The sequence below is a fragment of the Actinoplanes sandaracinus genome, from assembly GCF_030009775.1.
GTDB classification, from domain to species: domain Bacteria; phylum Actinomycetota; class Actinomycetes; order Mycobacteriales; family Micromonosporaceae; genus Actinoplanes; species Actinoplanes sandaracinus.
This window is the reverse complement of sequence record NZ_JASCTH010000005.1, coordinates 75,228-101,631: the sequence shown is the minus strand read 5'-3', so window position 1 is coordinate 101,631 and position 26,404 is coordinate 75,228. Positions and strand designations below refer to the sequence as shown.

At 71.3% G+C, this 26,404-nt stretch carries 25 protein-coding genes and 1 pseudogene; 12 read left to right on the top strand and 14 right to left on the bottom strand.

What is annotated here, in order from left to right:
* Positions 1-4: 4 nt before the first annotated feature.
* Genes QLQ12_RS09200 through QLQ12_RS09190 form a run of 3 tightly spaced genes read right to left on the bottom strand, consistent with a single transcriptional unit; the run spans position 5 to position 5,030 of the window.
* Entirely contained in the window at positions 5-1,345 is a 1,341-nt protein-coding gene (locus tag QLQ12_RS09200; protein ID WP_407651441.1) for an ABC transporter substrate-binding protein, read from the bottom strand.
* A complete protein-coding gene (locus QLQ12_RS09195) occupies positions 1,342-2,202 on the bottom strand; it encodes a carbohydrate ABC transporter permease (protein ID WP_407651450.1) in 861 nt (286 codons plus the stop codon). Before QLQ12_RS09195 ends, QLQ12_RS09200 begins: the two co-directional genes overlap by 4 nt.
* 14 nt (positions 2,203-2,216) lie before the next feature.
* Positions 2,217-5,030, bottom strand: coding sequence for a beta propeller repeat protein (locus QLQ12_RS09190; protein ID WP_282758624.1), 2,814 nt, complete (start codon positions 5,028-5,030; stop codon positions 2,217-2,219).
* Positions 5,031-5,354: 324 nt separating this feature from the next.
* On the opposite strand from QLQ12_RS09190, the gene QLQ12_RS09185 reads away from it, so the two are divergent.
* The 5 genes from QLQ12_RS09185 to QLQ12_RS09165 all read left to right on the top strand — a co-directional run bounded on the left by QLQ12_RS09185 (position 5,355) and on the right by QLQ12_RS09165 (position 9,211).
* On the top strand, positions 5,355-6,362 hold the full coding sequence (locus QLQ12_RS09185) for a flagellar M-ring protein FliF C-terminal domain-containing protein (protein WP_282758623.1): 1,008 nt from the start codon (positions 5,355-5,357) through the stop codon (positions 6,360-6,362).
* A 198-nt stretch (positions 6,363-6,560) separates the two neighbouring features.
* Positions 6,561-6,764, top strand: coding sequence for a cold-shock protein (locus QLQ12_RS09180; RefSeq protein ID WP_282758621.1), 204 nt, complete (start codon positions 6,561-6,563; stop codon positions 6,762-6,764).
* A gap of 204 nt (positions 6,765-6,968) precedes the next feature.
* Entirely contained in the window at positions 6,969-7,427 is a 459-nt protein-coding gene (locus tag QLQ12_RS09175) for a hypothetical protein (RefSeq protein WP_282758620.1), read from the top strand.
* Between the two features lie 291 nt (positions 7,428-7,718).
* On the top strand, positions 7,719-8,738 hold the full coding sequence (locus QLQ12_RS09170) for an NUDIX domain-containing protein (RefSeq protein ID WP_282758619.1): 1,020 nt from the start codon (positions 7,719-7,721) through the stop codon (positions 8,736-8,738).
* 101 nt (positions 8,739-8,839) lie between these two features.
* Positions 8,840-9,211: a VOC family protein gene (locus tag QLQ12_RS09165; protein WP_282758618.1), complete on the top strand. Its 372-nt coding sequence runs from the start codon at positions 8,840-8,842 to the stop codon at positions 9,209-9,211.
* Here QLQ12_RS09165 and QLQ12_RS09160 read toward each other — a convergent pair.
* Entirely contained in the window at positions 9,208-9,453 is a 246-nt protein-coding gene (locus QLQ12_RS09160) for a hypothetical protein (protein ID WP_282758616.1), read from the bottom strand. The two genes, QLQ12_RS09165 and QLQ12_RS09160, sit on opposite strands and share 4 nt — an antisense overlap.
* A 165-nt stretch (positions 9,454-9,618) precedes the next feature.
* On the opposite strand from QLQ12_RS09160, the gene QLQ12_RS09155 reads away from it, so the two are divergent.
* Positions 9,619-10,080, top strand: a complete 462-nt coding sequence (locus QLQ12_RS09155; RefSeq protein WP_282758615.1) for an SRPBCC family protein — start codon at positions 9,619-9,621, stop codon at positions 10,078-10,080.
* Positions 10,081-10,223: 143 nt separating this feature from the next.
* On the opposite strand, the gene QLQ12_RS09150 is transcribed toward QLQ12_RS09155, so the two are convergent.
* The 3 genes from QLQ12_RS09150 to QLQ12_RS09140 form a co-directional block, all read right to left on the bottom strand.
* On the bottom strand, positions 10,224-10,514 hold the full coding sequence (locus QLQ12_RS09150) for an SDR family NAD(P)-dependent oxidoreductase (RefSeq protein ID WP_282758614.1): 291 nt from the start codon (positions 10,512-10,514) through the stop codon (positions 10,224-10,226).
* Positions 10,515-10,703: 189 nt separating this feature from the next.
* On the bottom strand, positions 10,704-11,687 hold the full coding sequence (gene pip, locus QLQ12_RS09145; RefSeq protein WP_282758613.1) for a prolyl aminopeptidase: 984 nt from the start codon (positions 11,685-11,687) through the stop codon (positions 10,704-10,706).
* A 167-nt stretch (positions 11,688-11,854) separates the two neighbouring features.
* Entirely contained in the window at positions 11,855-12,676 is an 822-nt protein-coding gene (locus tag QLQ12_RS09140) for a CAP domain-containing protein (protein WP_282758612.1), read from the bottom strand.
* A gap of 192 nt (positions 12,677-12,868) precedes the next feature.
* On the opposite strand from QLQ12_RS09140, the gene QLQ12_RS09135 reads away from it, so the two are divergent.
* Positions 12,869-13,204, top strand: a complete 336-nt coding sequence (locus tag QLQ12_RS09135; protein WP_282758611.1) for a hypothetical protein — start codon at positions 12,869-12,871, stop codon at positions 13,202-13,204.
* Positions 13,205-13,355: 151 nt separating this feature from the next.
* Entirely contained in the window at positions 13,356-13,925 is a 570-nt protein-coding gene (locus QLQ12_RS09130; RefSeq protein ID WP_282758610.1) for a hypothetical protein, read from the top strand.
* 73 nt (positions 13,926-13,998) lie between these two features.
* Here the strand turns inward: QLQ12_RS09130 and QLQ12_RS09125 are convergent, their stop codons facing one another.
* The 3 genes from QLQ12_RS09125 to QLQ12_RS09115 form a co-directional block, all read right to left on the bottom strand.
* On the bottom strand, positions 13,999-14,610 hold the full coding sequence (locus QLQ12_RS09125; protein ID WP_282758609.1) for a hypothetical protein: 612 nt from the start codon (positions 14,608-14,610) through the stop codon (positions 13,999-14,001).
* 147 nt (positions 14,611-14,757) lie between these two features.
* Positions 14,758-17,106, bottom strand: coding sequence for a transketolase-like TK C-terminal-containing protein (locus QLQ12_RS09120; RefSeq protein WP_282758608.1), 2,349 nt, complete (start codon positions 17,104-17,106; stop codon positions 14,758-14,760).
* Positions 17,103-18,302, bottom strand: a complete 1,200-nt coding sequence (locus QLQ12_RS09115; RefSeq protein ID WP_282758607.1) for a trans-sulfuration enzyme family protein — start codon at positions 18,300-18,302, stop codon at positions 17,103-17,105. The genes QLQ12_RS09120 and QLQ12_RS09115 overlap by 4 nt, the downstream gene beginning before the upstream one ends.
* Before the next feature lie 114 nt (positions 18,303-18,416).
* Here QLQ12_RS09115 and QLQ12_RS09110 point away from each other — a divergent pair, with 114 nt between their 5' ends.
* A complete protein-coding gene (locus tag QLQ12_RS09110) occupies positions 18,417-18,923 on the top strand; it encodes an Lrp/AsnC family transcriptional regulator (protein ID WP_282758606.1) in 507 nt (168 codons plus the stop codon).
* Between the two features lie 69 nt (positions 18,924-18,992).
* Here the strand turns inward: QLQ12_RS09110 and QLQ12_RS09105 are convergent, their stop codons facing one another.
* Positions 18,993-19,703, bottom strand: coding sequence for an HAD family hydrolase (locus QLQ12_RS09105; protein WP_282758605.1), 711 nt, complete (start codon positions 19,701-19,703; stop codon positions 18,993-18,995).
* On the opposite strand from QLQ12_RS09105, the gene QLQ12_RS09100 reads away from it, so the two are divergent.
* A complete protein-coding gene (locus QLQ12_RS09100; protein WP_282758604.1) occupies positions 19,702-20,682 on the top strand; it encodes an esterase/lipase family protein in 981 nt (326 codons plus the stop codon). The genes QLQ12_RS09105 and QLQ12_RS09100 overlap by 2 nt on opposite strands.
* A gap of 88 nt (positions 20,683-20,770) precedes the next feature.
* Here the strand turns inward: QLQ12_RS09100 and QLQ12_RS09095 are convergent, their stop codons facing one another.
* On the bottom strand, positions 20,771-21,436 hold the full coding sequence (locus tag QLQ12_RS09095) for a cutinase family protein (protein WP_282758602.1): 666 nt from the start codon (positions 21,434-21,436) through the stop codon (positions 20,771-20,773).
* Between the two features lie 219 nt (positions 21,437-21,655).
* Between QLQ12_RS09095 and QLQ12_RS09090 the strand changes: the two genes are divergently transcribed.
* Positions 21,656-22,870, top strand: a complete 1,215-nt coding sequence (locus QLQ12_RS09090; protein WP_282758600.1) for a PucR family transcriptional regulator — start codon at positions 21,656-21,658, stop codon at positions 22,868-22,870.
* 182 nt (positions 22,871-23,052) lie between these two features.
* Positions 23,053-24,816 carry a serine/threonine-protein kinase gene (locus QLQ12_RS09085; protein WP_282758598.1) on the top strand — a complete coding sequence of 588 codons (1,764 nt, stop codon included), beginning with the start codon at positions 23,053-23,055 and terminating at the stop codon, positions 24,814-24,816.
* Positions 24,817-24,851: 35 nt separating this feature from the next.
* On the opposite strand, the gene QLQ12_RS47050 is transcribed toward QLQ12_RS09085, so the two are convergent.
* On the bottom strand, positions 24,852-25,907 hold the full coding sequence (locus QLQ12_RS47050; RefSeq protein WP_407651449.1) for an ATP-binding protein: 1,056 nt from the start codon (positions 25,905-25,907) through the stop codon (positions 24,852-24,854).
* A gap of 144 nt (positions 25,908-26,051) precedes the next feature.
* Positions 26,052-26,389: pseudogene (locus QLQ12_RS47045) on the bottom strand (PAS domain-containing protein); the annotation flags it as partial.
* Positions 26,390-26,404: the final 15 nt, after the last annotated feature.

Below are 26,404 nucleotides of genomic sequence, written 5' to 3'. Positions count from 1 at the left end.
TTGATCATCGCGGATACTCGCCCCGCGCGAACAGGGGCCGGGTCTGTTCGTCCAGTTCCCGGACCACATCGTCGAGCCGGTCACCGCGGTACAGCGCGTTCTCCAGGATGCCGCCGGTCACGTCCTCGATCTCCGGCCAGGTGGAGACCGTGGGCAGCGCGCGGACGGACCCGATCGCGTCGAGGAAGACCTTGGCGCTGCGTGGCGGCTGCGCCGGGCCGAGGAAGGCCTCACTCGTCGACACCGCGATGTGCGACGGCACGGTGCGACCGGTCGCCGCGATGATCTTCTGCCCCTCGGCGCTGACCGCGTACTCCAGGAAGTTCCACGCCGCCTGCTTGTTGGCGCCGCCCCGGGTCATGCAGTACGCGTCGGAGTGCAGGATCCCGGCCGGCCGGCGGTAGACCGGCAGCGGCGCCACGTCCCACTCGAATCCGGTGATCGACCGGAACGTGGTGGTGGAGCGCCGCGACGACAGCAGCATCGCGAGCCGTCCGTTGGCGAACCGGGACTCGTCGTCCTCCGACTCGACCTCCTCGTCGGTCGGCACCACCCCGTACGCGAGGCGCAGGTCGATCAGGTTTTTCAGCGCCTCCTTCGCGGGCGGGTTGTCGAGGGTGAGCCGGGTGGGCCGGGCCGGGTCGTCGACGATCTCGCCGTCGTTGGACCAGACGAACGGGGCCAACCGGATGATCGACGGTTCGATGCCGAGCCCGTGCACGGCCGGCCGCCGCGCCGCCCCCTCACTCTCGGTGCCACGGATGACGCCGCCGGCCGCGTCGCGGGTCATCGCGGTCGCCGTGGTGAGCAGGTCGTTCCACGTCCAGCCCGGTTTCGGCAGGGGGACGCCGTGCTTCTCGAAGAGGGTGCGGTTGTAGTAGACGGCCAGGCTGGAGACGTTCTGCGGCAGGCACAGTTGCCTTCCTCGCCACTTGAAGGCGTCCATCGCCACCGGGTAGTAGTCGGCCGGGTTCACCAGCGTCGAGGCGGCGATCCGCTCGTCGAGCGGATCGATGGCGTCCTTGACCGCGAACTGACCGTAGAACCGGTAGTTCATCAGGAACAGCTCCGGCGCCGCCCCTCCGGCGATCGACGTCGACAGCCGGGCGAGCAGATCCTTGCGGTCGCTGGCCTCGATCAGCTGAATCTCGCGGCCCGGGTGCTTTTCGGCGTACGCGCCGACGAGCGTCCGGTACGCCTGGAGCTCCTCCGGCGCGCCGAAGACCAGCAGCCGTACCGGGCCGGTGGCCTCCGCGTCGCCGCCGTCGCGGGAGCAGCCGGCGGCGGCGCCGGCCGGCAGGACGCCGCACAGCAGCAGGGCGATCAGTTTCCGCAGGGTCTTCACCGGAATCGTCCCGTCGGGTCGTCGGAGTGCAGGAACCAGCGCTGGGCCAGCACGAACACCAGCACCGGGGGAACAGTGGCCACCACCGCCCCGGCCAGGAACACCGGGAAGTTCGTGGGGTCCAGGACGGCGAGCGACCGCAGCGCCAGAGGCAGTGTGAACAGGTCGCGGTCGTAGACGTACACCAGCGGGTCGAGGAAGTTCGACCAGGTCAGGATGAAACTCAGCGCGGTCAGGCCGGCCGTAACCGGGCGCACCACGGGCAGCGCGAAGCGCCACCAGGTCTGCAGCGGGGTCAGATCGGACAACCGGCAGGTGTCGTAGAGGTCGGCCGGCAGGCCCCGGAACGCCAGGTAGTAGATCAGTACGTACAGCGGGGAGGCGCCCAGCAGGGCCGGCGCGATCAACGGCACGAGGGTGTCGGTCAGCCCCAGGAACCGGAAGACGACGAACCGGGGCAGCAGCAGCGCCGTCGCCGGCGCCATCAGCGCCAGCAGCGAGGCCGCGACGATCACGGCTGTCACCCGTCGCGAGGCGCGGGCCAGCGCGAAACCCGCCCACGAGGCGACCAGCACGCTCAGCGGCACCGCGCACACGGCCACGACCGCTGAGTTGAGCGTGGCCCGGGCCAGCCCGCCGAGCGGGAACGCCTCCTGGTAGCCGGTGACCGACAGTGGATCGGGCACCAGCCGGGGGGTCGGCGGTGGCGGTTGTCCCGGCTCGGTCAGGGACCCCGAGACCAGCAACAGCAACGGGGGTACGAAGACGAGCACCACGAACACCGCGCCGAGCGTGCGCCACCAGCGTGCCGAGCGGGACGGAAAGGGTGCGGGGCCGCGTCCGAGACCCCGCACCACGCTGTTACGGGCCACTACTTCTTGAGGTCCAGTCTCCAGGCGCTCAGACCGTGGGAGGCGGCGTACAGGATCCGCTTGCCCGGCACCACCGTCAGGCCGGTGACCTCGACGTTGGGCATGCCCGCCGCGGCCTTGACCCAGGCGGTCGTCCGGTCGGGCAGGCGCAGCACCCCGAAGTCGGTGGCCGCGTACAGATCTCCGGTCACGTCGTCGCGGACCAGGTCGGTCACCGGCTGGTCGCCCAGGTTGTGCGAGCGGTCGGTCCAGGTGCTCGCCGCGCCGGCCGGGGCCCGCACCTCGAAGACGTGTCCCGGGGTGGCGGGGGTATTGGAGTTGAAGCCGCTGTAGGACACCCAGGCCCGCGCCGGGTCCTGGGGATCCGGGTGGATGCTGCTGACGAAGCGGTTCGGCAGCGCCTGGTCGTCGTCGACGCGGGTCCACTGCACGGCCGAGGCGGGTTCGGCGTCGACGTTGCGGGACACGAACACCCGGCCGGTGGTGGTGGCCGCCCAGGCGGTCGAGGTGTCCGCGGGTGAACGCTCGACGGCCGCCATCGCGCCGCCGGCCTTGTCGCCCCACGTGGCGTCGGTCAGCGCGGCCGTGCCGAGCTGGACCCAGTCGCCGCACTGTGCCTCGAAGGTACCGGTCCAGGTGTTGCAGATCCGGTTGGCCTCCGCCGGCGTCCGGTCGCCGAGGCCGAACGTCTTCGTCCGGTACACGCTGAGCGCGGTGCCCGCGAACATCGTGCCGCTGACCTTCGGGTCGCTGATCACCGGCGCGTAGAACTGGGTGCCGGGCTGCGCGTCGATCGGCTCGCCGACGTAGATCCAGCCGCCGGTGTCGCCGTTGGCGAAGTTCACCTCGATCTGGACCCCGGTGTAGGTGTGGAACCGGAACTCGGGCCGGGCGACGTCGAAGCCGGACTGCCCGCCGTCGCCGATGATGGTGTTCACCCAGCGCTTGCGCTGGCCCTTGTTCTCCCACGTGCCGTTGTCCTGCGTGCCACCCTGCAGCAGGTTCGCGTCGTGCGGGCTGACCGACAGGCTCATGAACTGCAGCGTCGACAGGCCCTCGTTGACGTCCTCCAGCTTCGACGGGATCCGGGAGAGCATCTGCCGGCAGCGCTCGAGCTGCGGGGCCGTCAGTGCCCGCTCGGGGGCGTCGCACCAGGCCGACCGGTCGACGAACTGGCCGCTGGACCGCATCACGCCGCCGTCGTTGGCCTCGAAGAACTGGAACGGGTTGCGCGGGTTGACGACGATGTCGTGCTGGTCCGGGTGCAGGCCGTTGGGGTGCAGCTCGTCGGTGCCGTCGAAGGTCATGTCGGTGCCGCTGACCCCGGCGTCGGTGGACAGCACCACCGCGCGCTTGTTGGCGATGGTCTCGCCGTAGACATACGAGCCGCCCGTGTAGACCACGTCGGGATGGCCGTCGGGGGTGTGCACGAACATGTCGTACCAGCACTGCGCGCCGCACTGGTTGTAGGTCGCGTAACCCGGGTCGGCCACGTTCGCGCTGGTCAGGTCCTGGTAGGTGGGGGCGCCGGCCGCCACGTCATCACTGCGGAACAACCGGGAGTACGGGGTGCCGATGTTGCCCTCGTACACGTACATCCGGGTCTTGCCGTTCGGCAGCCTCGTCACGTCGAAGGCGGCCCGCGTCTGGAAGACCGTCGGCGACAGCGAGGGCTTGATCTGCGTCCAGGTGGCGCCGGCGTCGGGGGAGCGCCAGATGCCGCGGGCGTACGACGACGCGTAGACGATGTTGCTGTCGACCGGGTCCAGCTCGACGTGCCGCACCCCGCGCGGGGAGCAGGTGGACGTGTTCGCGAACTCCTGGGCGCTGCCCGTGCACTGCGCCGGGTCCGCCGAGCCGTTGTGGACGAACTTCCAGCTCTTGCCGGCGTCGGTGGACTTGTACAGGCCCCACTTCGCGGCGTCCGGGACCGGGCGGGTGACGCCGGAGCAGCAGACGCTCGACATGCCGCGCAGGGCCGTCGTCGTCGCCACGTACAACGTCTTGCGGTCGCCGGGTTTGATGATGATCTCGCCGATGCCCTTGCCGCCGAGCTCGTTCTTGCCGAGCGGGCCCTGCCAGGTCAGGCCGCCGTTGGTGGACTTGTAGAGCCCGACGCCCGCGACGCAGCCGGAGGCGCAGATGTTCGCCTCGCCGGTGCCGACGTAGATGGTCAACCCGGTGGGGTCGTTGCGGTCGATGGTGACCGCGCCCGCCGCGTTGATGCCGAGCGGGCCACCCAGATAGGCCCACTTGGGCGTCGCCGCGAGGATGTCGAGGGTGGCCCAGACCCCGCCGCCGGCCGGGGTGATGTAGGCGCGGCAGAAGCCGGGAACGCAACGGTCGCTGATGGCGATCGAGGTGGTGCGGCCGCCGGCCACGTACTCGTTCGGCACATAGTTGTAAGAGTTGCGGAATTCGGTGAAGGGGTAGAGCGCCTCGCTCGGCCCGATGTTCGTCCACCGGCCCTGCTGCGAGCGGCCCTGCGGCACGGCACGCGCGTCCGCCGCGGCGAACGCCGAACGGGACCGGTCGACCTGGGACACCGAGATGGTCTGCGCCGGGTACGCCCGCTCGTCGAACTCGCCCTGCCCGAGCGCGCCCGGGGTGTCGAGCACGCCGCCGTTGGGCGCCGCCTGGCGCAAGCGGGCGAGGTGGGCGCCCATGGCGCTCGGCAACTCGCCGTCGCCGGCCGTGGCGGCCCGCGCCGGGGGCACGGCGGCGCCGGCCAGATGGACGCTCACCAGCCCGGTCGTCGCGACCAGCGCGCCGATCAACGCTCCGATGAAGACCTGCCGACGTCTGCGGGTCACGAGATCATCGCCCCTCCCGAGGTGCGCGGCCTCAGCGCGGCACCGATCGGTGACCGTCGCTGTCAGCGTCTCCACGGAGGATGGCAAACGCAGCGATGACTGACAATGCCTAGCGGCGATTGATGCCCTTTCTGATCGTCGTTACTTAATTTCCATCAGACGGCAGCGGCGCCTGTCGCCGCGCGTGGCGGCGGAGCCGGTGGTGAGCGCAACCGAACCGCACCCGCCGGATCGGTAAACCCGCCCGCCGGCGGAACGATCAATGCCCGTCGAACGGCGCCACACCTCGCCGGTTTTCGGAAAAGCGTGGAAAGGAGGCCGACGATGGATGATCGCCTCCGCCCGGACGGACCCGGGGCCGCCCCGTGGCGTGTTCGCCACGTACCCGCGGCGAAACCGATCGCGGGCCTGGTGGGAGCGGCCCTCGCTCTCTGCCTCGGCCTGCCCGCCCACGCGGCGGCGCCCGGATCGCCCGGCCTGCGAGAGACCGGCGACCGCCGGGTCGTGGCCGCCGCTCCCGGCGCCGACGCGATCACCGTGGCCTTCGAGAACCGGCTGAACAGCGCGCTGCAGAAGATGCTGGACGCGGTGGTCGGCCCCGGCCGCGCCGTCGTCACCACCGCCGCCGAACTCGACCTCGGCGAGACCGAGACGGTCACCCGCACCTTCACCCACGACCCGTCCGCCGGCGCGCTGACGGAGAGCCTCATCCGGAGTTCCTCCACCGACCAGACCGGCGGCACACGGTACGAGAGCACGCGCGCCGTACGCGCCAATGCGCTCAATTCCGTGCGCGAGACCCGCCGCAACGCGCCCGGGGACGTCCGGAGGCTGAGCGTCGCCGTCCTTCTCGACGCCGCCGCGGTGGAGGCCGTCGATCTGGCGCGACTGCGGGAGCTGATCGGTGCGGCGGCCGGCATCGACGCCACCCGTGGCGACGCGGTCGTGGTGACGGCCATGCCGTTCAGCGCGAGCCCCGCGGCCGGCGGCACGGTTGCCGAGCCGGCCGCCGCGGCACCGGCCAACCGCCGGCCGGTGCTCGTGGCCGCCGGGCTGGCTCTGCTCCTTCTGATCCTGCTGACGGCGGCCGGCCGCCGGCGCCGCAAGCGCGAGTCCCGGCTGTGGGCGGAGGGCCTCCGCCCGCACCGGCCGGGCGCCGCGCTGCCGGCACGGGGACCGGCCGCGATCACCGTGGGCGTCTCCTCGGCCGGGGCCGCGCGACCACGTCACGGCGGCGCCGAAGGGCAGCGCATGATCGGCGGATCGCCGGGGGAGGATCCGGCGCGGGCCGCCGCCGTCCTCCACGGCTGGGTCGAGGAGAACGGCCGTTGAGCCAGGGGCCGGGCGAATCGTGTGCTACGGTTTCGGAGTTGCAGTTTTGATTTCCGTAGACGTTTGCGGCGCCTGATGGGTGAGCTAGATTCCCACCCGGCGTTTGTTCGTTTGGCGTGTCGGTTCCGACGCGGGTGATCAACGCAGCGGCGTGTGAGGTCGCACAGTGCGGTCTCCAACAGCCTGCGAGGAGCAGATATGACTACAGGTACCGTGAAGTGGTTCAACGCCGACAAGGGCTTCGGCTTCATCACCCCGGACGGCGGCGGCGCTGACGTCTTCGCCCACTTCTCCGCGATCTCGGCGAGTGGCTTCCGCAGCCTCGACGAGAACCAGAAGGTGGAGTTCGACATCACGCAGGGCCAGAAGGGCCCGCAGGCGGAGAACATCCGCCCGCTCTGATTTAGCTTCACGAACGGCGGCCCGGCTGATACAGCGGGCCGCCGTTCGGCGTTTCACCCCAGATCTGACGGCCGGGTGGGACTGACCCCGAACCGGATGTGGTCAGCATCCCCCCATGGCAACCACAGTTTGTTCACAGCGGGAGTGCCGACTCTTCTCGTAGGGGCCGGCGCCGGGCCGGCCCGACCAGGTCGAGGAGTGCCCGTGTCCGTGAAGAAGTTCGGTGTGCTGGCCGCAGGAGTCGTAGCCGCGGGTGGCCTGGCCGTCGGGGGAGCCGCCATGGCCAGTGCCGCCCCCGCGAACCCGACGCCGGGAGCGTCGGCCGACGGGCCCGGCCGGCATGGTGAGCACGGCGGGAGGCGCACCCCGGTCTCCGGTGACGAGGCGGCGAAGGTGACGGCGGTGGTGACCGCGAAGGATGCGGCGGTGACGGTGTCCCGGGTGGTCAAGGGCGCTGACGGGTCGTACGGCGTGTTCGGTGTCAAGGACGGCAACCGGGTGCGTTTCGAGGTGAGCGCCGACCTGAAGACGGTGACCGAAGGTAAGGCCCGCCGTGGTGGCCCCGGCGCGAAGCGCGGCGGCGACCCGGGCGCGAAGCGCGGCGGCGACCCGGGCGCGAAGCGCGGCGAGAGCCGCCCCGCGCCGGCTCCCAGCCGCAGCTGATCCTGGCCCTGCGCGTCGTACCCCGCCTCGGCCTTGGCAAGGTAGCCGGTTCCAGGCCGGCTATCTTTCCCGAGACCTGAGCTCGTAGAACGGCAGCGACTTCTGCAGCGCCTCGCCGTAACGGTATGGCGCCGAAAGTGAATCATTTGATCACCGAATCCTGAGGGAGTCAGATACGCGACAGTTCACGGAAGCCGTGGCAGCTGTTGATCCCCGTTTAGGGACCGCAGACTTTGAGGAGTGCCGGCTGCACTCGATACTCGTCCCTGCGAATTGATTACGGAGGCTTCCGTGGCGTCTCTGCCCGAGCCGAATGCTGGGACGGATTCGGTGGATGCGAACTGGGTCGCGAAGATACTCGCAGCACTGCCTCGCGAGTTCGAGCCGGCGCGACGAATGGTCGACATTTGTCGCGAGGCTGGTGTCGCGGAACAGAATCTTGTGGCTGTGGCGCGAGCCATTGTCGATCTCGTCAAACCGTTCGGTTTCATTGAGGTCGATGAAGGGCCGGATGGCCCACGCGTGCGAGCGGTGAGTAGTCACGGCTCATATTTTGCTGCGAGCTGGTCCGCATACATACGTGAGGGTGAGCCCATTCTTGCCAATTGGGGCCGTCCAGCAAGTGCGGACGGGCCCTATCTTGCTCACGACGTGCTCCACGGATCGCAGCTGCTATATCTCATTGAACGGCAGCGGATCGGCGAGAAAGAAAATCCTATTCCCCTCAGGGAGGCCACAGTCGTCCAAGTCGTCCTCAAGGCGAAGACGCGAGGGCGTCGAGGCGCGTCTTACCTCATGCAATACGACCAGGAGGCGCAGCAATTCCAATTCATCGGTGGTCATGTTCGCACGAGCGACTCGAGCGCCCGGGTCGCCGCAACCCGCGAACTTGCTGAAGAACTTCCCGCCAATCGGTTCAGCTTCATGCCCTCAGGGGACGATCTCGTCGAGATCGGATCGAGCGAACTCACGGGATTGTCCCGAGCGTACGGTGTGGCGACGAGGTACCATTTTACATTCTTCCATCTACGCACTCGTCAACGAACGATAGCCCTGGGTCCGGCTGATCGATGGGTTTCCGCAAAGGAGATCGCTTCCGGCCAGACTCGATCAGGAGATCGAATCACACGCGAGAGCGTAATTCTGGCGGATAGTCTGGTGGGTGGCGGCCTCCGGTCGCTGCCTCTCAGTTGTGACGATGTACAGAAACTGCCTTTGCGGATGGTTCTGTCTGAGCGCCGATGGGAGATCGTCGGTCTGATTCTTGCTGTCATCGGAATCGCTATATCGATGGTCCCATTGGTCAAATAGCTTCGCTTGTCGGTCGTGTCGGAGGTCTCTGCCGGCCGCTGGGGTCGACTGGGCCGTGTTTCGTAATGCGCGGATGAGCCTTCGCCCGTACGGTGGTCCGGGTGAAACTTCGTCATGTAACCGTGGACTGTGCCGACCCGTACGAGCTGGCGACCTTCTGGAGTGGCGTGACGGGCTGGCCCGTGTCCGACCAGGACACTCCAGGTGATGACGAGGTGCTCATCGAGGCGCCGCCTCCGGTGCCGGGACTGCTGTTCATCCGGGTGCCCGAGGGTAAGACGGTGAAGAACCGCATTCACTTCGACTGGCAGCCGACTGAGCGCACCCGGGATGAGGAGGTGGAGCGGGTCATTCGGCTCGGTGCCTCGTTGTACGAGGACCATCGGGGTCCGCAGGGACGGGGCTGGGTCACACTACTGGACCTGGAGGGCAACGAGTTCTGCATCGAGCGGGAAGCCAAGCCGGTCACCTAGTAAGGATCGGAGTGACCGTGCTGGCGGAGGGCTTCGTAGATGGTGACGAACAGCTCGTGCTGATCCATGTCGTCGAGGTCTGAGTCTTCGACGGCGTGCCTGATGCAGCAGGCACGGCCCGCGCTGACGGTCCACGCCTGCCGCACCACGCCGGCCATCAGGCACGGAAGGCACAGGAGGCCGGCCGGGTGCTCCGGCCGGTCCGGCTGTCCGATAGCCGCGGTCCGACCCTTCTTCCCCATGGCCGCAACTCTAGAACCGCGCCCGGCATTCGAGGAGGCGGAACGGCAGTCGCCGGGGGGTGCTCTTCTGCCACTGTCGGGGCGTGCGGCGCCGAAAGCTGCACAAGGGGTCTTCCGGATTGCGGCCGGCGACGCCACGGGAATCCCACGTACTAGGCTGCTTGCGTGTCGGCTGTGATCGAAGTCGTTTCTGTCATCAACGCTGCCACGGGCACGGTGTTCGATCTGGAACGTGACGTGGACGTGCACGCCGAATCGTTGGCCGGAAGCCGGGAGACCGCAACGACGACGACTGGCCGGCGGCAACTCACACTCGGCGACGAGGTGACGTTCCGCGCTCGCCATTTCGGCTTGCGCTGGCGCATGACCAGCCGGATCAGCGCCTACAATCGGCCGCATCACTTCGTGGACGAACAGACGCGTGGCCCCTTCCGGGCATTGCGCCACGAGCACCACTTCGAGGACCTCGGTGACGGGCGCACCCGGATGACCGATCGCATGACGATCCGCGCGCCCTTCGGGCCGGTGGGTGCGGTGACGACCCGGATAGTGCTCGCTCCGTACCTGAAGCGGCTGTTGACGAAGCGCGCGGTCCACATCAAGCGGCTCGCCGAGCAGGTCGGCTAGCCGAACGGCCCGTCGAGACGGGCGCGCTGAGCCGGTGAGCGGATCTCCGAAGGATCTCACGCCGGGGCATGCACGAGGGGCGGCTCGCCTCCCCACATCTCCACCACCGTTCCGCCGGCTCCCTGTCGGACAGGAGCCGTCGCCTATGGGTACTGGCGCTGCGGGGTCCAGCCGCCCGCATTGTTGACAAGGATGTGAGGGCCACCGAGCTCGCGAGCGAGCGCCACGACACGGTCCATGTCCGGACGCTCTCGAACGTCAGCGCCCAACGCCCGGGCCGGCGTTCCGTACGCCTCGATCGCCTTCGCGCACGCCCGCGCAGCCCGCTCATCGATATCGGCCACCACAACGCTGTAGCCGGCGTGGGCCAGGCCGAGCGCGATCTCGCGTCCCAGTCCATCACCGGCGCCGGTGACTATTGCCGTATCGGCCATGATCAAGGCCGTCCGAAGCCGTCGGTCGTGACCGGCACTTACCCACGGACCCGCCGTTCAAGACGTTGACGGCGGCGCGCGACATGCCTGGCGGCTCCGGGTTCTAGCACCCCTCGGTGTCATCCAGCAAGGAGCGGGGCCGGTCGTGCCGCGCTCGGCGGGCGGGTGCTGCTCGCCGCCGGCCGTTGGTCAAGCAGCTCCGCCATGGTTCGGGACCCCGGTGTCGCGGAAGCGATCCAGGGCGTCGATGACCACGTCGCCGATGCCTCGCCCGGCGCCGTGCCCGGCGTCGTCGATCAGCTCCAACCTGGCCTCGGGCCATACCTTCGCCAGCCGCCACGGGATGTCGGCGGGGCTGCCGAGGTCGAGTCGGCCGTGGACGAGCACACCGGGAATGCCGGCGAGCCGGTGTGCTCCCGCCATCAACTCGCCGTCGGCGAACCAGCCGTCGTGCGCCCAGTAGTGGGTGACGAGGCGGGTGAAGGTCATCCGGAACGCGGCGTCCTCGTACCGAGGGTCAGGCCGGCTGCCGGGCACGTTGGAGACCAGCGTGTCCTCCCAGGCGCACCAGGCGCGCGCGGCCCGGTCTCGCACGGTCTCATCGGGATCGGCCAACCGCCGGGCGTAGGCGGCGGGGAGGTTGCCGTCGCGTTCGGACTCGGGAACCGCGTCGCGGAACCGGTCCCACTGCTCGGGGAAGATCCGCCCGAGGTCGCGGGTGAGCCACCGGTGCTCGGCGGGTGTGCTGGTGACGACGCTGAAGAGCACGATCTCGGTGACCCGGTCGGGGTGCCGTTGGGCGTAGCCGAGGCCGAGCGCGCTGCCCCATGACCCGCCGAGCAGCAGCCATCGGTCGATGTCGAGGTGCGTACGCAGCTTCTCGATGTCGGCCAGCAGATGCGGCATGGTGTTGGCCGAGAGGTCGGTGCGCACGTCGCCCGCGTCTGGTGTGCTGCGCCCGCACCCGCGCTGGTCGAACAGGACCACCCGGTACACCGCGGGATCGAAGAACCGCCGCCAGAAGGCGCCGGCTCCCGAGCCGGGCCCGCCGTGCAGCACCAGTGCCGGTTTGCCGAGCGGGTTGCCGCAGCTCTCCCAGTAGACGAGGTGACCGTCTCCGACGTCGAGCATGCCCTGGGCGAACGGTTCGATCTCGGGATATAGCCGGCTCATCCCGCTGATCCAACCGTCCCCGAGCTTGCCGCGCACTCCATTTCCGCCTTCGGAGCCGCACCTGGGTTCGTCCCGTTAGCTGTGCCGAGAACCAAGAGCAAGGCGCGGGGGTACGCGTCACCGGGGCTCGCAGCTCACCGAGCTACGAGCTTCCCGGTAACCCGGTGTCAGGCCGGCGTCGCGAAGTTCTGGGTCCAGTACTGGGTTCCCGATGAGGACTTCGCCAAGCCGACGCCGATCTCCTTGAAGCCGCAGTTGAGGATGTTCGCCTTGTGGCCGGGGCTGTTCATCCAGCCGTCCATGACGCTCGCCGCGCTGGAGTAGCCGGCGGCGACATTCTCGCCGACACTTCGCCACCGGTAGCCCTCAGCCGTGACCCGGTCGCTCATGCCGGCTTCCCCGGGCAACTGGTGCGACATACTGTTCCGTTCGGCCTGCAGCTCGGAGTGCTTCTGCGCCGCCGCCTCCAGGCGTGACTCGCTGCTGAGGCCGGAGCAGCCGGCCTTCTGCCGTTCGACGTTGACCAGCCGGACCACCTCGGCGGCGACCGCGGAGGAGGCGGTGTCGCCGCCGGACGGCGCCTTTGTCGTCGAGTTCGGCGCCGGTGCGGATGACTTGACGCGCTGCTTCGTCACGGTGGATTTCGGCTGGGCCTGCGAGCGAGCGGCCGCCGTGGTGCTTGGTGACGGTGCGGCCGTTGCCGATGCCGGCGCCGCCGGTACGGCGGACGGCGATGCTGTGGGTTGCGTGGACGGTGACGCGCTCGTAGCGGTGCCCGCGGCCTCCGCGGCCTCCGCGGTGTCGGCGGTCTCGGCGGTCTCGACGGTGCCGGCGGTCCCGGTGGCGTCGGGAGTGGTCGCGGCCAAGCGGACCTCCCGGTCCCCTGAGCCGCTTCCCACGACGATGGCGGCGGAGCCGGCGCCGATCATCCCCAGGGCCCCGATGACCATCAGGGTGTAGCGGATCCGCCGGTTGGGGGGAGTGGGCACGGACTTTCACCTCGTCGGCTCGTGTGACAGCGATGCTGCTGGACCTTCCGGGTTTCGGAAGCAGCCGACCTACTATTCATTCCCGGCCCGCGAGAAGATCGATACTAAGGAATCATTAAGGTTCGGTTCATCGAAACCTAACGGTCGACAGTCCGGTCGGGCGAAAGCGGTCTTTCAAGGTGGTGAGCGCTGGTGGATGAACCTGTGGCCCGGTTGCCGATCTCCAACCACAGTGATGAGGTGCTCGAAGTGGTGCTCGAGTGGTACGGGCGCGACTACCGGCTCATGCCCGGTGAGTCACTGGTGGTCCACACCGTCGGCCGGTCGGGCGGCGGGCCGACCTGGCCGGGCACGGTGAGAGGCAACGAACCGTTCCAGGTCGACCACTGTCCCGGCTCGATCCAGGTGCACGTCAACGGCACCGACGGATGGGTCACCGACCTCGAGGGCAACGAGCTCGAATGCGGCCATCAACGGTCGATGACGCCGCCGCCCGCACCAGGCTCGGGCACCGCCCAGCACACATAGCGACCGGCCACCGACGGCGTGCGCACGGGCATGCTCGAACCTCCTCGCCGCATGACCCGCGTCCCGGTGGCCGTGGTGGCGCCGGTCGTATCGACTTCTTCGCCGGCTCGGGCGATCAGGCGCCGGTCGGTGATCACATATCTTGCCCAGCGTGAGATCACCGAAGCGGAGGATGACGCCGGCCGCCCTGCTCCTGGCGATGGCGACCGCCTGTGGCGCGCCGACCGAGCGCGACGTCGCCCAGCCGCAGCCGAGCAACGCGCAGCCGAGCAGCGCGCCGACGCCGCGCTGCTCGGATCCCCTGAACGACGACGACGGTCACTGCGCGCTGGAGCTGAAGGACAGCCACCTGCGTACGCCCGCGCCGGCCATCGGCGAGGATGAGGCGCTGGACGAGGCCGGGGCCGCGGTGGCCAACCGGGGGCGCGACGGCGGTTGTCTGGAGGAGCTCGACGGCAACGGCCACTGCCTCGGGGAGGCCCGACTCGCCGCCACCGACGACTACGTCACGAAGGTGCGGCAGGCCCTGGCCCGGGCCGGGTACACCGGCGCCGTGGTGAGGCTGGGCCGGGTCGAGGACCCGACGGCGCGGGGCGCGTTGATCTGGGCCGTTCGGATCGGCGACGTCTGTGTGATCGCCGACGTCACCCCGCCGCCTGTGGAGCGCCAGCACTCCTGGTACGCGGGCCTGCTCCCGGACGGCCGCTGCCTGGCGGCGTGAGGCGACTGGCGGCGCCGAGCCGGCTTCCGCCCGTCCGGTGAGAGGACTCCGCGCCTGATCCGGGAGCGGAGAGTCAGGGCTGCGGGATCTCGACGGTGGTGGTGACGCGCACCAGGGCCGGAGACCGCGGCGCCGAACCGAAACCGAACCGCACCGGCGGGTCGACCGCGGCGAGGCGGCCCAGGTCCACACCGTCCAGCGCCGCGGTGGCGGCGGTGATGCGGCGCAGGTCGCGTGCGGCGTACCACTCGCGCCGACCGCCGCCGGCGCTGCCATAGGTGCGGACGCCCCGCAGAAGACGGGCGGGCGCGTCGATCAGTCGCACCCACCACAGCCGCCGGGCCAGCGCCGCCGGCACCGCCCGCAGGAGCAGGCCCAGCGGGCCGCGCCCGCCGGTGCTGAACCGCAGCGCGAGCGGGCCGGCGGTGACGGCCCAGGCCGTCCCCGACCTCGCCACCGCGATCGGCACGATCCGGACCTCATCGAACGCGTAGGTGTCGGCGACGAACCGGCCCAGCTCCCCGGTCTCGGCGAGCAGCAGGCGATGACCGTCGGGAGACTCCACCATCACGTCGGTGACCGGCCCGAACGGCGAGCCCGGCCAGTGCCCGACCACCAGCCGCGTGCCACCGGCCGTACCCACGCCGGCGATCCAGCCGTCGAAGAGCAACCGCAGATGATCCACGCCGATGCGTTACCCGCCGGCGACCGCGTCGAAGCCGGAGAAGCAAGCTGGTACGCCGCCCGCGGACAGGCTGATGCCGGAGGCGTACGAGACCCGAGCGGTCCGCGGCACCCCCGCCGGCTTGGGGAGAGCCGGCTGCCGCACCGGTCAGCGCGACGTCACGGTCAGCGCCGCGTCCACGATCGACGCGGTGTCGATACCGTGCAACCGATAGGCGTCGGCCAGACTCGATGACTGCCCGAACTCGGTCACCCCGAGGCAGCGGATCCGGTCGCCGCGGACGGCGCCGAGGAACGCCAGGGTGTGCGGATGCCCGTCGTGCACCGTGACCAGCGGTGACCGGTGCTCGGCCGGGAACAGCTCGTCCACGATGGCGCCGCCCAGCCCGGCGTCCCGGCTGCCGCGCTGCTGGAACGACCGGAACACCAGGTCCGGGCTGGTCAGGCAGACGACGCCGGCGTTGACCCCCTGCTCGTTCAGGGCCCGCGCGGCCGCGATCACCTCCGGCATGATCGCGCCGACCCCGACGAGGGTGACCTCCTCCTGCCCCGGTGTGTGCCCGGCCGGGAGCCGGTAGCCGCCGGCGACCGCCTGCCGTCGCCGGCGTTCCGTCAGGCCCGGGTCGTCGGGCAGCCCGGCGACCCGCGGGTCGATCGGCCGGGTGGAGAGCCGGAAGTACGCGGACGTGCCCCCGTCCACGCCGACCCGGCTCATCGCGTGCAGGAAACACCACTCCAGGTCCTGCGGGAAAGCCGGCTCCCAGGCGACGCATCCCGGCTGTTCCAGGCCGATCGACGGCGTCGTGATCGACTGGTGTGCCCCGCCCTCGGGCGCCAGGGTCACCCCGGACGGCGTCCCGACCAGGATCGACTGGCCGCCGGCGTAGATGCCGTACGACCAGGGTTCCAGGGCGCGGGAGACGAACGGGTCGTACAGCGTCGCGATGGGGATGAGCCGTTCGCCCCAGCGGGACCAGGTCGCGCCGAGCTCGCCGAGCAGCGACACCAGGTTCACCTCGGCGATGCCGAGCTCGATGTGCTGGCCGTTGCTGTTCTCCTGCCAGCGCAGCACTCGTTCCGCGTCGTCGGCGAACCAGTCGCGGCGGTCCTGCACCGACCAGACGCCGGTCTTGTTGATCCAGCCGCCCAGGTTGGTGGAGGAGGCGACGTCGGGGGAGCAGGTGACCACCCGGGCGGCCGCTGCCGGCGCGTCGCGCGGCAGGTCGGCCAGCAGCCGGCCGAGCGCGGCCTGGGTGCTGATCGGCTTACGGTAGGCGTGGCCCAGCTGGGCCGGCACGGGCACCGGCGCCGGCGCCGCGACCGGTTCCCGGCGCAGCGCGCGCCCGCGGTCGCCGCACAGCCGCCCGGCCGGCGTGCCGGCGGCGAAACGCTGCCACGGCGCCGAGCGGTCCATGCCCGAGGAGGCCGCGAGAACATCCATCTGTACGCCCGACAGCAGCGCGGAATGGTTGTTGGGGTGCCCCTCGGTCGGCAGGCCGCGGCCTTTGACGGTGTAGGCGAACACCACGGTCGGGCGATGCGTGTCGACGGCGCGGAACGTGTCGACGAGCAGCCCGAGGTCGTGGCCGCCGAGGTCACGCACGGCGGCGGCCAGCTCGGCCGGGTCGATGTCGTCCAGCAGCGCCTTGAGCTCGGCCGCGCCCGGCAGCGTCTCGCTCGCGGCGAGGATCCGGTCGGCGGTCTGCGCCGGCCCGGCCCTCAGCATCCGCTGGTACTCCTCGTTCGGCATGGCTTCCAGCCGGGCCCGCAGCACCTGCCCGCCGGGCCGGTCGAACAGCTCCGAGATGATCCGTCCCCACTTGAGAACGACCACCTGCCAGCCGGCCGCCGCGAACATCCCCTGCAGTTTGGCGATCTGGATGTCGGGGACGACCCGGTCCAGGGACTGCCGGTTGAGGTCCACGACCCACAGCAGCTCGCCCATCTTCGCCACGGCCGGGTCCATGACCGCTTCCCAGATCGCGCCCTCGTCGAGTTCGGCGTCACCGAGCAGGCTGACGAACCGGCCGCCGGTGGGCGTACCGGAGAATTGGGAGGCCAGATAGCGATGGGCCATCGCCGCCCACAGCGCGGCGGTCGCGCCGATCCCGACCGACCCGGTGGAGAAGTCGACGGTGCCGGGGTCCTTCAACCGCGAGGGGTACGACTGCAGGCCGCCCTTGGCGCGCAGCATCGGCAGGTAGGACTCGTCGAGGTCGCCGAGCAGATAGTTGATGGCGTGCAGCACGGGGGAGGCGTGCGGCTTGACCGACACCCGGTCCTGGGCGGTCAGCTCGGCGAACCACAGGGCCACCATGATGTCGACCATCGAGGCGCTGGAGGCCTGATGGCCGCCGACCTTGACCCCGGAGTCGTTCGGCCGCCCGGCGTTGGCGGCGTCGACGATCGACGCCGACAGCCACAGCACCCGGCGGGCGATCTCGCGCAGGACGGCGACGTCGGCGACGGCGTCGGCGCCGGGGGAGGAGTCGTTCACGTGGTTCTCCGGGTGGAAGCGGGGACGGTGGCGGTGAGTGCCTGCTGGAGGTCGGCGATCAGGTCGCCGACGTGCTCGAGGCCGACGGAGAGCCGGACCACGTCGGCGGACGGGCGGGCGTGCGGCGCGACGGGCCGGTGGGTGAGGGCGGCCGGATGCTGGATCAGGGAGTCGACGCCGCCGAGAGAGACAGCGTGGGTGAACAGGCGGGTGCTCGAGGTCAGACGGCAGGCGGCATCGAACCCGCCGCGCAGCGCGACGGAGACCATCGCCCCCGGGCCGCGCATCTGCCGGCCCAGCAGGCCGCGCGGGTCGCCGTCGGCGCCGGGATAGTGCACCCGTGCGACAGCCGGGTGCCGCGCCAGCCAGTCGGCGACACGGCGCGCGTTGTCCTGCTGGGCGCGCACCCGGACCGGGAGCGTCGCCAGGCCCCGGTGCAGCAGGTAGGCGCCCCACGGGTGCAGCAGCCCGCCGGTGACGGCCCGGACCTGCCGCAGCCTGCCGGCGGTCTCCTCGCCGCAGGCGATCACGCCGGCGACGACGTCGCCGTGCCCGCCGAGGTACTTGGTCGCGCTGTGCAGAGCCATGGTGGCCCCGAGAGTAACCGGATTCTGCAGGACCGGCGTCGCGAAGGTGTTGTCCACCAGCACCGGGACCGCACCGGCCTGCGCGACGACGGCCGCGATGTCGACCAGATCCAGCGTCGGGTTCGCCGGCGTCTCCAGGATCACCAGGCCGGTGTCGGCCCGTACCGCGCCGGCGACCTCCTCCTCGGCGCAGAACGTCACCTCCGCGCCCAGCAGGCCGGTGGCCAGCAGATGGTCGGTGCCGCCGTACAGCGGCCGCACCGCCACGACGTGCCGTTTGCCGGCCATCGTCGTGTGCGCCAGGATCGCCGCCGTCATCGCCGCCATGCCCGAGGAGAACGCGACCGCCGTGTCGGTGTGCTCCAGTTGCGCCAGAGCGGCCTCGAATCGGGCCACCGTCGGGTTCCACAGCCGGGCGTAGACGGCGCCGCCGTCCGCCAGCGGATAGCCGCCACCCGCCATGGCCTCGTAGGACTCGCCGCCGCGGGCCAGATCCGGCAGCGGATACGTCGACGACAGATCAAGAGGAGGGGCGTGCACGCCGAGCGCGGTGAAGTCCTCACGGCCGGCGTGCACGGCCACCGAGTCGCTGTGCAGGGGGCTCGTCATGGAGGTAGGTTTCCGGAAAACCCAACGCGAACATAGAGTCGCTGTCGAATCAGCAAGGCGTACGCCGTGATTCGCCTTTCTCAGCAACACGGCAGCGAGTTGGGAGCGATCACATTGCGAAACCCGCAACCGCCGCGGCGTGCGGTCGGCCCCGCGACCACCCTCGACCACGTCGATCATCAGTTGCTCAGAGCGCTCTCCGAGAACGCCGACGTGACCAACAAGGCGCTCGCCGGCCGCCTCGGCCTGGCCGAGTCGACCTGCGCCTACCGCGTCCGGGCGCTGCGCGAGGCGGGCGTCATCACCGGCACCCGCGCGCAGCTCGATCTGGCGCTGCTCGGATGTCCGCTGCAGGCGATCATCATGGTGCGGTTGGGCAGCCACACCATGGCCAACGTCAATCAGTTGTACGACGCCCTGGCCGCGACCCCGGGCGTGCTGCAGGCCTTCCACGTCGCCGGCGCCGACGACTTCTACCTGCACGTCGCCGTCGAGAACGCCGAGGCGCTGCGCGACTTCGTGCTGCAGTACGTCACCACGCACCGGGTCGTCCGCCAGACCGAGACTCACCTGGTCTTCGAGGTCCGCAACGGCGCGGGAGTGCTGCGGTCCCGCACCTGACGCCGCCCCGCCGGGCTCACCGGCGGGTCCCGGCCGGCGCCCGCCGGGTGGCCGCGCGAACCGCCGCGATCAGCGCCCCGGGCGGGACGCGGGCAGACCGGCCAGAAGCGCGGGCAGGCCGGCCATGTCGGTGAAGGTGCCGGCGGCGCCGGCGTCCAGCAGCACCTGCGGGACGTTGTGGGACGGGCTCTCCGGCGGGCAGTAGCCGAAGACCGTCGCCCCGGCGGCCACCCCGGCACGGACACCGGTCGGAGTGTCCTCGATGACGGCGGTGCGGGCCGGGTCGACGCCGAGGGCGGCCGCGGCCGCCAGATAGACGTCGGGGGCGGGCTTGCTCCGGGGTGTCTCCATGCCGCTGAAGATCTTGCCGGCGAACACGGCGTCCAGGCCGACCTTGGTGAGCTGCAACTCGACCTTGTGGCGGTCGGCGCCGCTGGCACAGGCCAGGTTGCCGCGGTAGAGCCGGTCGATCTCCCGGACGGCGGCGACCGCCCCGGGAATCGGCAGCAGATCGCGCACGAGGGCGTCGTTACGGCGCCGACGGAACTCGCCCAGCCACTCGTCGGTCACGGTGAAACCGGTGTGTGCGGTGATCACCGCGACCTCGTCGCGGAGCGCGCGGCCCACGAAGAGCCGGAAACAGTCCGCCGCGGAGACCTGCCAGCCGAGTTCGTGCAGCATCTCCCGGAGCACGGTGTTCGTGATGCGTTCGGAGTCGACGAGCACCCCGTCGCAGTCGAAGAGCACGGCGTCGAACGGAAGGGTGGCGGTTTCCGGCATGGCGGTGACCATAACCGTCCGTGATGCCGACGGCCATGACCGGGCGCACACCCGGGGAGTGCCCGCGCTGGTCGCCGTCGCGCCGCTCGCGTCCCGGCGGCCCTGTCACCAGGACGGCTGCCGCCCGCGGGACCGTTCCCGCGCCGCGGCCCCTCGCGACTCGCGGATCGTCGCCCGCCGTGATCGGTCGGCGCGGCATCATGGACGGGTGTCCGCACCCCGCCGAACGGTGATCCTCTGCGCCGTCGTGGCCGCCGTCCTGGTGGTGCTCGGCGTGGTCGTCGCGCGGCGGTTCGCCGACGACGGACCGCTCACCCGGCCGGATCAGGCACAGCCGGGGACGGTGCTGCTGGTCCCCGGGTACGGCGGCAGCCAGGCGGCGCTGTCGCAGCTCGCGCGGCGGCTGGGCACGGCGGGCCGGACCGCGCAGGTGATCACCCTGCCCGACGGCGGCACGGGCGACCTGCGGGTCCAGGCCGACAGCCTGGAGCAGGCCGTCCGCCGGGAGCTGACCGCCGGCGCGCCGTCGGTCGACCTGATCGGCTATTCCGCCGGCGGGGTGGTGGCCCGGCTGTGGGTGGACCGGTACGACGGCGCGACGGTCGCCCGCCGCATCGTCACCCTCGGTTCACCGCTGCACGGCACCCGGATCGCGGGCATGGGCGCGGCTCTGGTCCCCCGGTCCTGCCCGGAGGCCTGCCGCCAGCTCGCTCCCGGAAGCGACCTGCTCGACGACATCGACGACTCCGACCTGCCCGAGGGCCTGCCTTGGCTGTCGATCTGGACGAACGACGACGAGACGGTGCAGCCACCGGACTCGGCCCGGCTGGACGGCGCGGTGAACGTGGCGCTGCAGGAGATCTGCCCCCGGGCCCGCGTCTCGCACAGCGCCCTGCCGACGGACCCGCTCGTCACGGCCCTGGTTCTGCGGTCGGTCGGCCCGGACCCGCTGCTGCGGCCGACCGAGTGCCCGGCTTGAGGCCGCCGCCACCCCCGTCACCGCCGCCGCGACGGCGATGGGCCCGGCCGGACGGCCGGGCCCATCGCCATGGGGGGTGTGACGTGGGCTAGAGGCGGCCGACCGCGAACGCGGCGGCCCGGCTCGCGTCGTCGCCGTAGCTCAGGTGGGCCAGCGTGCTGGCGCCCCGCGGGTCGCACACCACGTCCCGGTTCGCGCAGATGTCGAGGGTCCGCTCGGCGTAGACGCCGGTGATGCCACGGCCGAGCTTGCGCAGCGGGTACCCGAACACCAGCACGGCCGCGACCCGGGGCTGGACCGCCGCGGGGATGGTGGCGACGACCGGGCCGCCCACGGCGGCGCCCTGCGAGCTGATGCCGAGCGAGTTGCCCACCACGTTGGCGCCCTGGGAGTACCCGACGAGCACGAACCGCTGGTCGGGGCACTCCTGTGCCTGGGCGGTGACGTGTTCGACCAGGGCCCGGTTGCCGGCGGTCACCGAGGTGGGGCTGACACTGGCGGGGTAGTCGACCGCGTGGCTGCTCGACGTGGCGCCGATCAGCCGTCGCTGGATCGCGGAGTACACCGGGTCGCCCACGATGATCCCCAGACGGCCCGGCTCGCTGGTGCCCCGGGCGACGACCACGTCGACATCCGCGCAAGCCGCGGCGGAGGCCGCGGAACTGGTCGCCGTCACCGCGCCGCCGGTGGCCAGCAGCGCGGCGGCGAGCAGGACGCCGGTGCGTCCCCGGCCGGTGGGAAGAGCGAAACGCATAGCGATCACCTCTGCATCTGTGTGGTGGAGGCACGAAGCTAACGAGGCCCCGGGTGGCCGCGATACTCACGTAAGTGCTGGTAATCGCGTCGGGAAGTGTCACCGCCACGCGCATCAGGCCGCGTCGCCGCACGCGGGGTATACCGTTGCGGAACGGGATCGAAGGGCATCGCTGGATGCGTGCCATGGACGGCGGCACCGGACGGGCGGGACCGTGACATGACGATGCGTGACGCGACGATCTTCACCGGCTCGACGGGCCGGACCTTGGCGGCCACCGCCGAACTGCTGCACGCGGACATCCTCGGGTCCACCGAGGAGATGGTGCGCGAGATCCAGGACCGGATTCCCGGGTACGCGTCCACCGCCGACGAGCAGGAGGCCCGGATGCTGCGGTGGGGCGTTGACCTGGCGCTGCGCCGCTACACCGAGCTGCTCGACCAGCACATCCACCCGCGCGCACACGACACCCGCGGCAAGGCCGCCGACTGGCGCGAGATCTACCGCACGGTCGGCGCGAACGAGATGCGGGCCGGCCGCAGCCTGGACGCCCTGCACGCGGCGGTCCGCATCTGCGCGCGGGTGGCGAACCGGCGTCTGGGCGCGCTGCGGGAGCGCCACGCGTTGCCGCCGGACGCGGTCGCGTGGCTCGCCGAAGCGATCTTCGACAACGCCGACGAGATCGCCGAAGCCACGGCCGAGGGGTACGCGCAGGCGCAGGCGACCGAAGCCGGTGAGCTGGCCCGCCGCCGGCGCCGCCTGCTGGACCTGCTCATCGCCGACCCCGCGCCGTCCGAGCGGGCGCTGGCCGCCGCCGCCACCGCGGCCGGGTGGCGCATGCCGCGCCGCGTCGCCGCCGTGGCCGTCGCCGCAGGCTCACCGGCCCAGCCGCCGATGCTGCCGCCCGAGATACTCGCCGCTTTCGACCATGTCCCGCCCTGCCTGATCGTCCCGGATCCGGACGGCCGTGCGCGGGTACGTGCGCTCGTCAACGGCCTGGGCGGCCACCACGCGGCAGTGGGGCTGCCGGTGGCGCCCGCCGACGCCGGAAAGTCGTTGCGCTGGGCCCGCCTCGCCCTCGACCTCGCCGCACGTAAGCGGATACCCCGTGACCGGGTGATCTGGTGCGGCGACCACCTGGCCACCCTCGTGCTCTTCCAGGACGAGGCGCTGCTCGCCGCCCTCGCCGAGAGGCGGCTCGCGCCGCTCGCCACGCTGCGCGAGGACAAGCGCCGGCTGCTCGCCGAGACGCTGCTGGCTTGGCTGACGCTCAACATGAACGCGAACGCGGTGGCCGCCCACCTGCACGTACATCCGCAGACCGTCCGTCACCGCCTGCGCGCGCTGACCGACCTGTTCGGCGCCCAGCTGCGGGATCCGCGCCTGCGTCTGGAACTGGAGATCGCGCTGCGGTCGCTGGACTCGTCCCGCTGACCGCATCGCGGAAACGGCATGAGGGGCTAACGAACCGCGTTCCGGCCGGTGACGACCGCCTGACAAGCCTGACGATTCCTGACGGTTCGGGCATCGGCGCCTTGCCATCCGAACTCGCCGCCGACACGATCGGCGGCGTTTCGACCCGTTCCGTCACCGCACAGAAAGGACACGGCAGACACGTGCAGCCGTCCCTCTCCCTCAACGGATCCGGTTCTGGTCCCGAAGAGCCCGGCACCGTCGACCTCAGCGGCCGGTGCGTCGGCAAGTCGTACATCCTGGTCCGCCCGGTAGGGCAGGGCGCCACCGGCACGGTGTGGCGCGGCGTCGACCGGTCCACCGGCGAGCAGGTCGCCGTCAAGCTGCTGCACGAGGGCCTGCTCCGGCAGCCCAAGCTGGTCACCCGCTTCGTGCAGGAGCGGACCATCCTCATGATGGTCCGCCACCAGAACATCGTCGGGGTCCGCGACCTGTTCAGCGTCGGCGAGTCCATCGGCCTGGTCATGGACTTCGTGGCCGGGGGCAGCCTGCGCGACCGGCTGCGCGCGGTCGGCACGCTGACCGCCGCCGAGGCGGCGCGACTGCTGGCGCAGGTCGCCACGGCCCTGGCCGAGACCCACGCGCTCGGCGTGGTGCACCGCGACGTCAAACCCGACAACATCCTGCTCAGCGGCGTCCGCGACAGCGCCGAGGTGCGGCTGACCGACTTCGGCATCGCCCGGGTCCTCGACGCCGCCGGCCTCACCACCCCGCACGCGGTCATCGGCACGCCGCACTACATGGCGCCGGAGACGATCAGCGGAGGTGAGGCGGCGCCGTCGGCGGACGTCTACGCGCTCGGCATCACGCTCTACGAACTGGTCTGCGGGCACACCCCGTTCGTCGGCGAGCCGTTCGCGGTCCTGCACGGCCACCTGGAGGACGCGCCGCCGCGACCCGCCGGAATACCCGACGAGGTGTGGCGGGTGATCGAGGAGTGCCTCGACAAGGACCCGCAGCGGCGGCCGTCGGCCGCCGAGCTTCAGGACACCCTGCGTGAACTCGCCCGGCGGACCGCCGGTGTCGCGGCCCTGCCCGCCCCGGCGGACGCCGTGCCGCCCGAGCCGCGGGGCCCGCAGGGGAGCGTGCCGAACCCGGATCGCGGGCCCGTACATCCCTCGAAGGCGCGTTCCGCACGCCGGCCGCCGCGCAACGGCCCGCGGAGCTGGCTGTTCGGGCGTCACGGTCTGGTGGTGGCCCTGGTCGCCGGGATGCTCGCCGTCAGCGGATGGGGCGGCTACCAGGCGTGGCAGTTACGCGACGACCGGACCGCGCCCGCTGCCGCCGGGCCCGGGCCGTCGCACGGCGGTGGGCCGGCCACCGGTCCGTCGTCCGGTCCGGCGCCCTCGGTGGCAGGCGCACGGTCCGTGCCGCCGGTGGTGGCCGCCGGACTCGGCCTGAGCGCCGGCGCCCCGGCCGGCGGCGGAGGCGGTGCGCCCCGCCGTGCCGAAGCCCAGGCGACCGGCGGGCCGCCCCCGATCGGAGCGACCGTGGGGCCGGCGCAGATCGGGGCCACCGCCGGCCCGGGCGAGGTCGGCGCCTCGGTGGAGTTCAGCCCCTGGCGCTGCGGTGAGAAATACGCCTGGGACATCGGCCATCCGGTGCTGGCCCAGCCGTGCCACGCGCTCGGCCCGGCGATCCGGGTGCGCGGTGACATGGAGGCGTCGCCCGGCGTGCAGGCCGACATCTCCCTCACCGTCCGCGACGCCGAGACCGACGAGGTGGTGGCCGGCCCGCACCACTGTCAGGCGATGATGTTCACCGACTTCCTGCTCAAACACAGCTGTGGCCCGGTCGATCTGCAGGCCCCGCGCGGACGGCGTTACGTGATCGCGCAGAGCTGGGAGTACACCGGGCGGCCGCTGCTTCCCGGCGGCACGATCCGGGGCCCGCAGTTCGAGTGGTGATCTCGTGGCCGGGCGCCGGCGGCGCGGATCGGCTGTCAGACGCCCTTCGCGTGCTGGACCACCGCGACGCTGGACAACGCCGCGTCCACGCCGGCCAGCAGCTCGACGGCGGTGAAAGGCTTCTGCAGGATCGGGGTGGCCGCGTCGATCCCGTGCTCGCGGCGCACCTCCACGTCGCTGTAACCCGACATGAACAGCACCGGCAGGTCCGGCCGGCGAGCCCGCAGCCGGGCCGCCAGCACCGGACCGGAACGGCCGCGCAGCACGACGTCGGCGAGCAAGAGGGAGATGCCGTGGATGTCGACGTCGGCGAGGGAGTGTTCGCCGAGAGTGGTGGCGCGGTAGCCGTTGTTCTGCAGGACGCGGACCACCAGATCGCTGACGAAGTCATCGTCCTCGACCACCATGATGAGCCGGCCGTCACCGTGGCCGATCTCGTCCGGCGCCGGCCCGGTCTTCGCGTGCGCCGCCGTGGCCGCCGACGGCAGGAGGATGCGGAACGTCGTGCCGTCGCCCGGGGCCGACTCGACCCCGATGGCGCCGCCGGCGTCGCCCACGATGCCGTACACGGTGGCCAGCCCGAGTCCCGTACCCCGATCGGCGGGTTTGGTGGTGAAGAACGGCTCGAAGAGCCGGTCGCGGACCTCGGCGGTCATCCCGCAGCCGTTGTCGCAGACCGTGAGCCGGGCGTAGCTGCCGGGCGGGAGTGTGGCCGACGGTCCCTCGTCCAGTTCGACGAGGTCGGTCTCGACCGACACGACGCCGCCGTCCGGCATCGCGTCCCGTGCGTTGATCACGAGGTTGAGCAGGATCTGGTCGAGCCGGCCGCGGTTGGCCCGGACCGGCAGCGGCTCGCGAGCCGGCCGGCTGACCAGCCGGATGTTCTCGCCGATGGTGCGGCCGAGCAGTTCGTCGGCCTCGATGACCGCCTGGTTCAGGTCGATGACCTCGACCTGCGTGGGCTCCCGCTTGGCGAACAGCAACAGCTGGCTGGTGAGCGACTTGGCCCGGTCGGCGGCGTTACGGATCCTCGCCAGGTCGTCCGCCGCGTCCCCGGTGACCTCCTCGGTCAAGAAGTCGGCGTAGTTCATGATGATCGCGAGCAGGTTGTTGAAGTCGTGCGCGACCCCACCGGCGAGCTGGCCGAGGCTCTCCATCCGGTCGGCCCGTGCCGAGCGTTCCCGGGCCGTGTTCTCCTCGGTGACGTCCCTCTCGGTGGCGGCCGCGGCGACCACGGCGCCGTTCTCGTCACGGACCGGCCAGACGGTGACCGCCGCCAGGAACGGCGTGCCGTCCTTGCGGACCCGGACTGACTCGCTGAGGTGGATCTGCTCGCCGGCTGCCAGCTTGGCCATCACCGGTTCCGCGGTGTCCCGGTGGTCGGCCGGCAGGATCAGCTCCGCGAACGGCCGATGGCCTCAGCCGCGGTCCAGCCGTACATGCGCTCCGCTCCGCCGTTCCAGGCGGTGACGATCCCGTCCAGGGTGCTCGCGATGATGGCGTCGCTTGACTGCTCGGCGACCGCGGCCAGAAGCTCGCGTTCCCGGGCCGCGCGGGCGGCGATCTGCAACATCCGATGGTGGTGGAG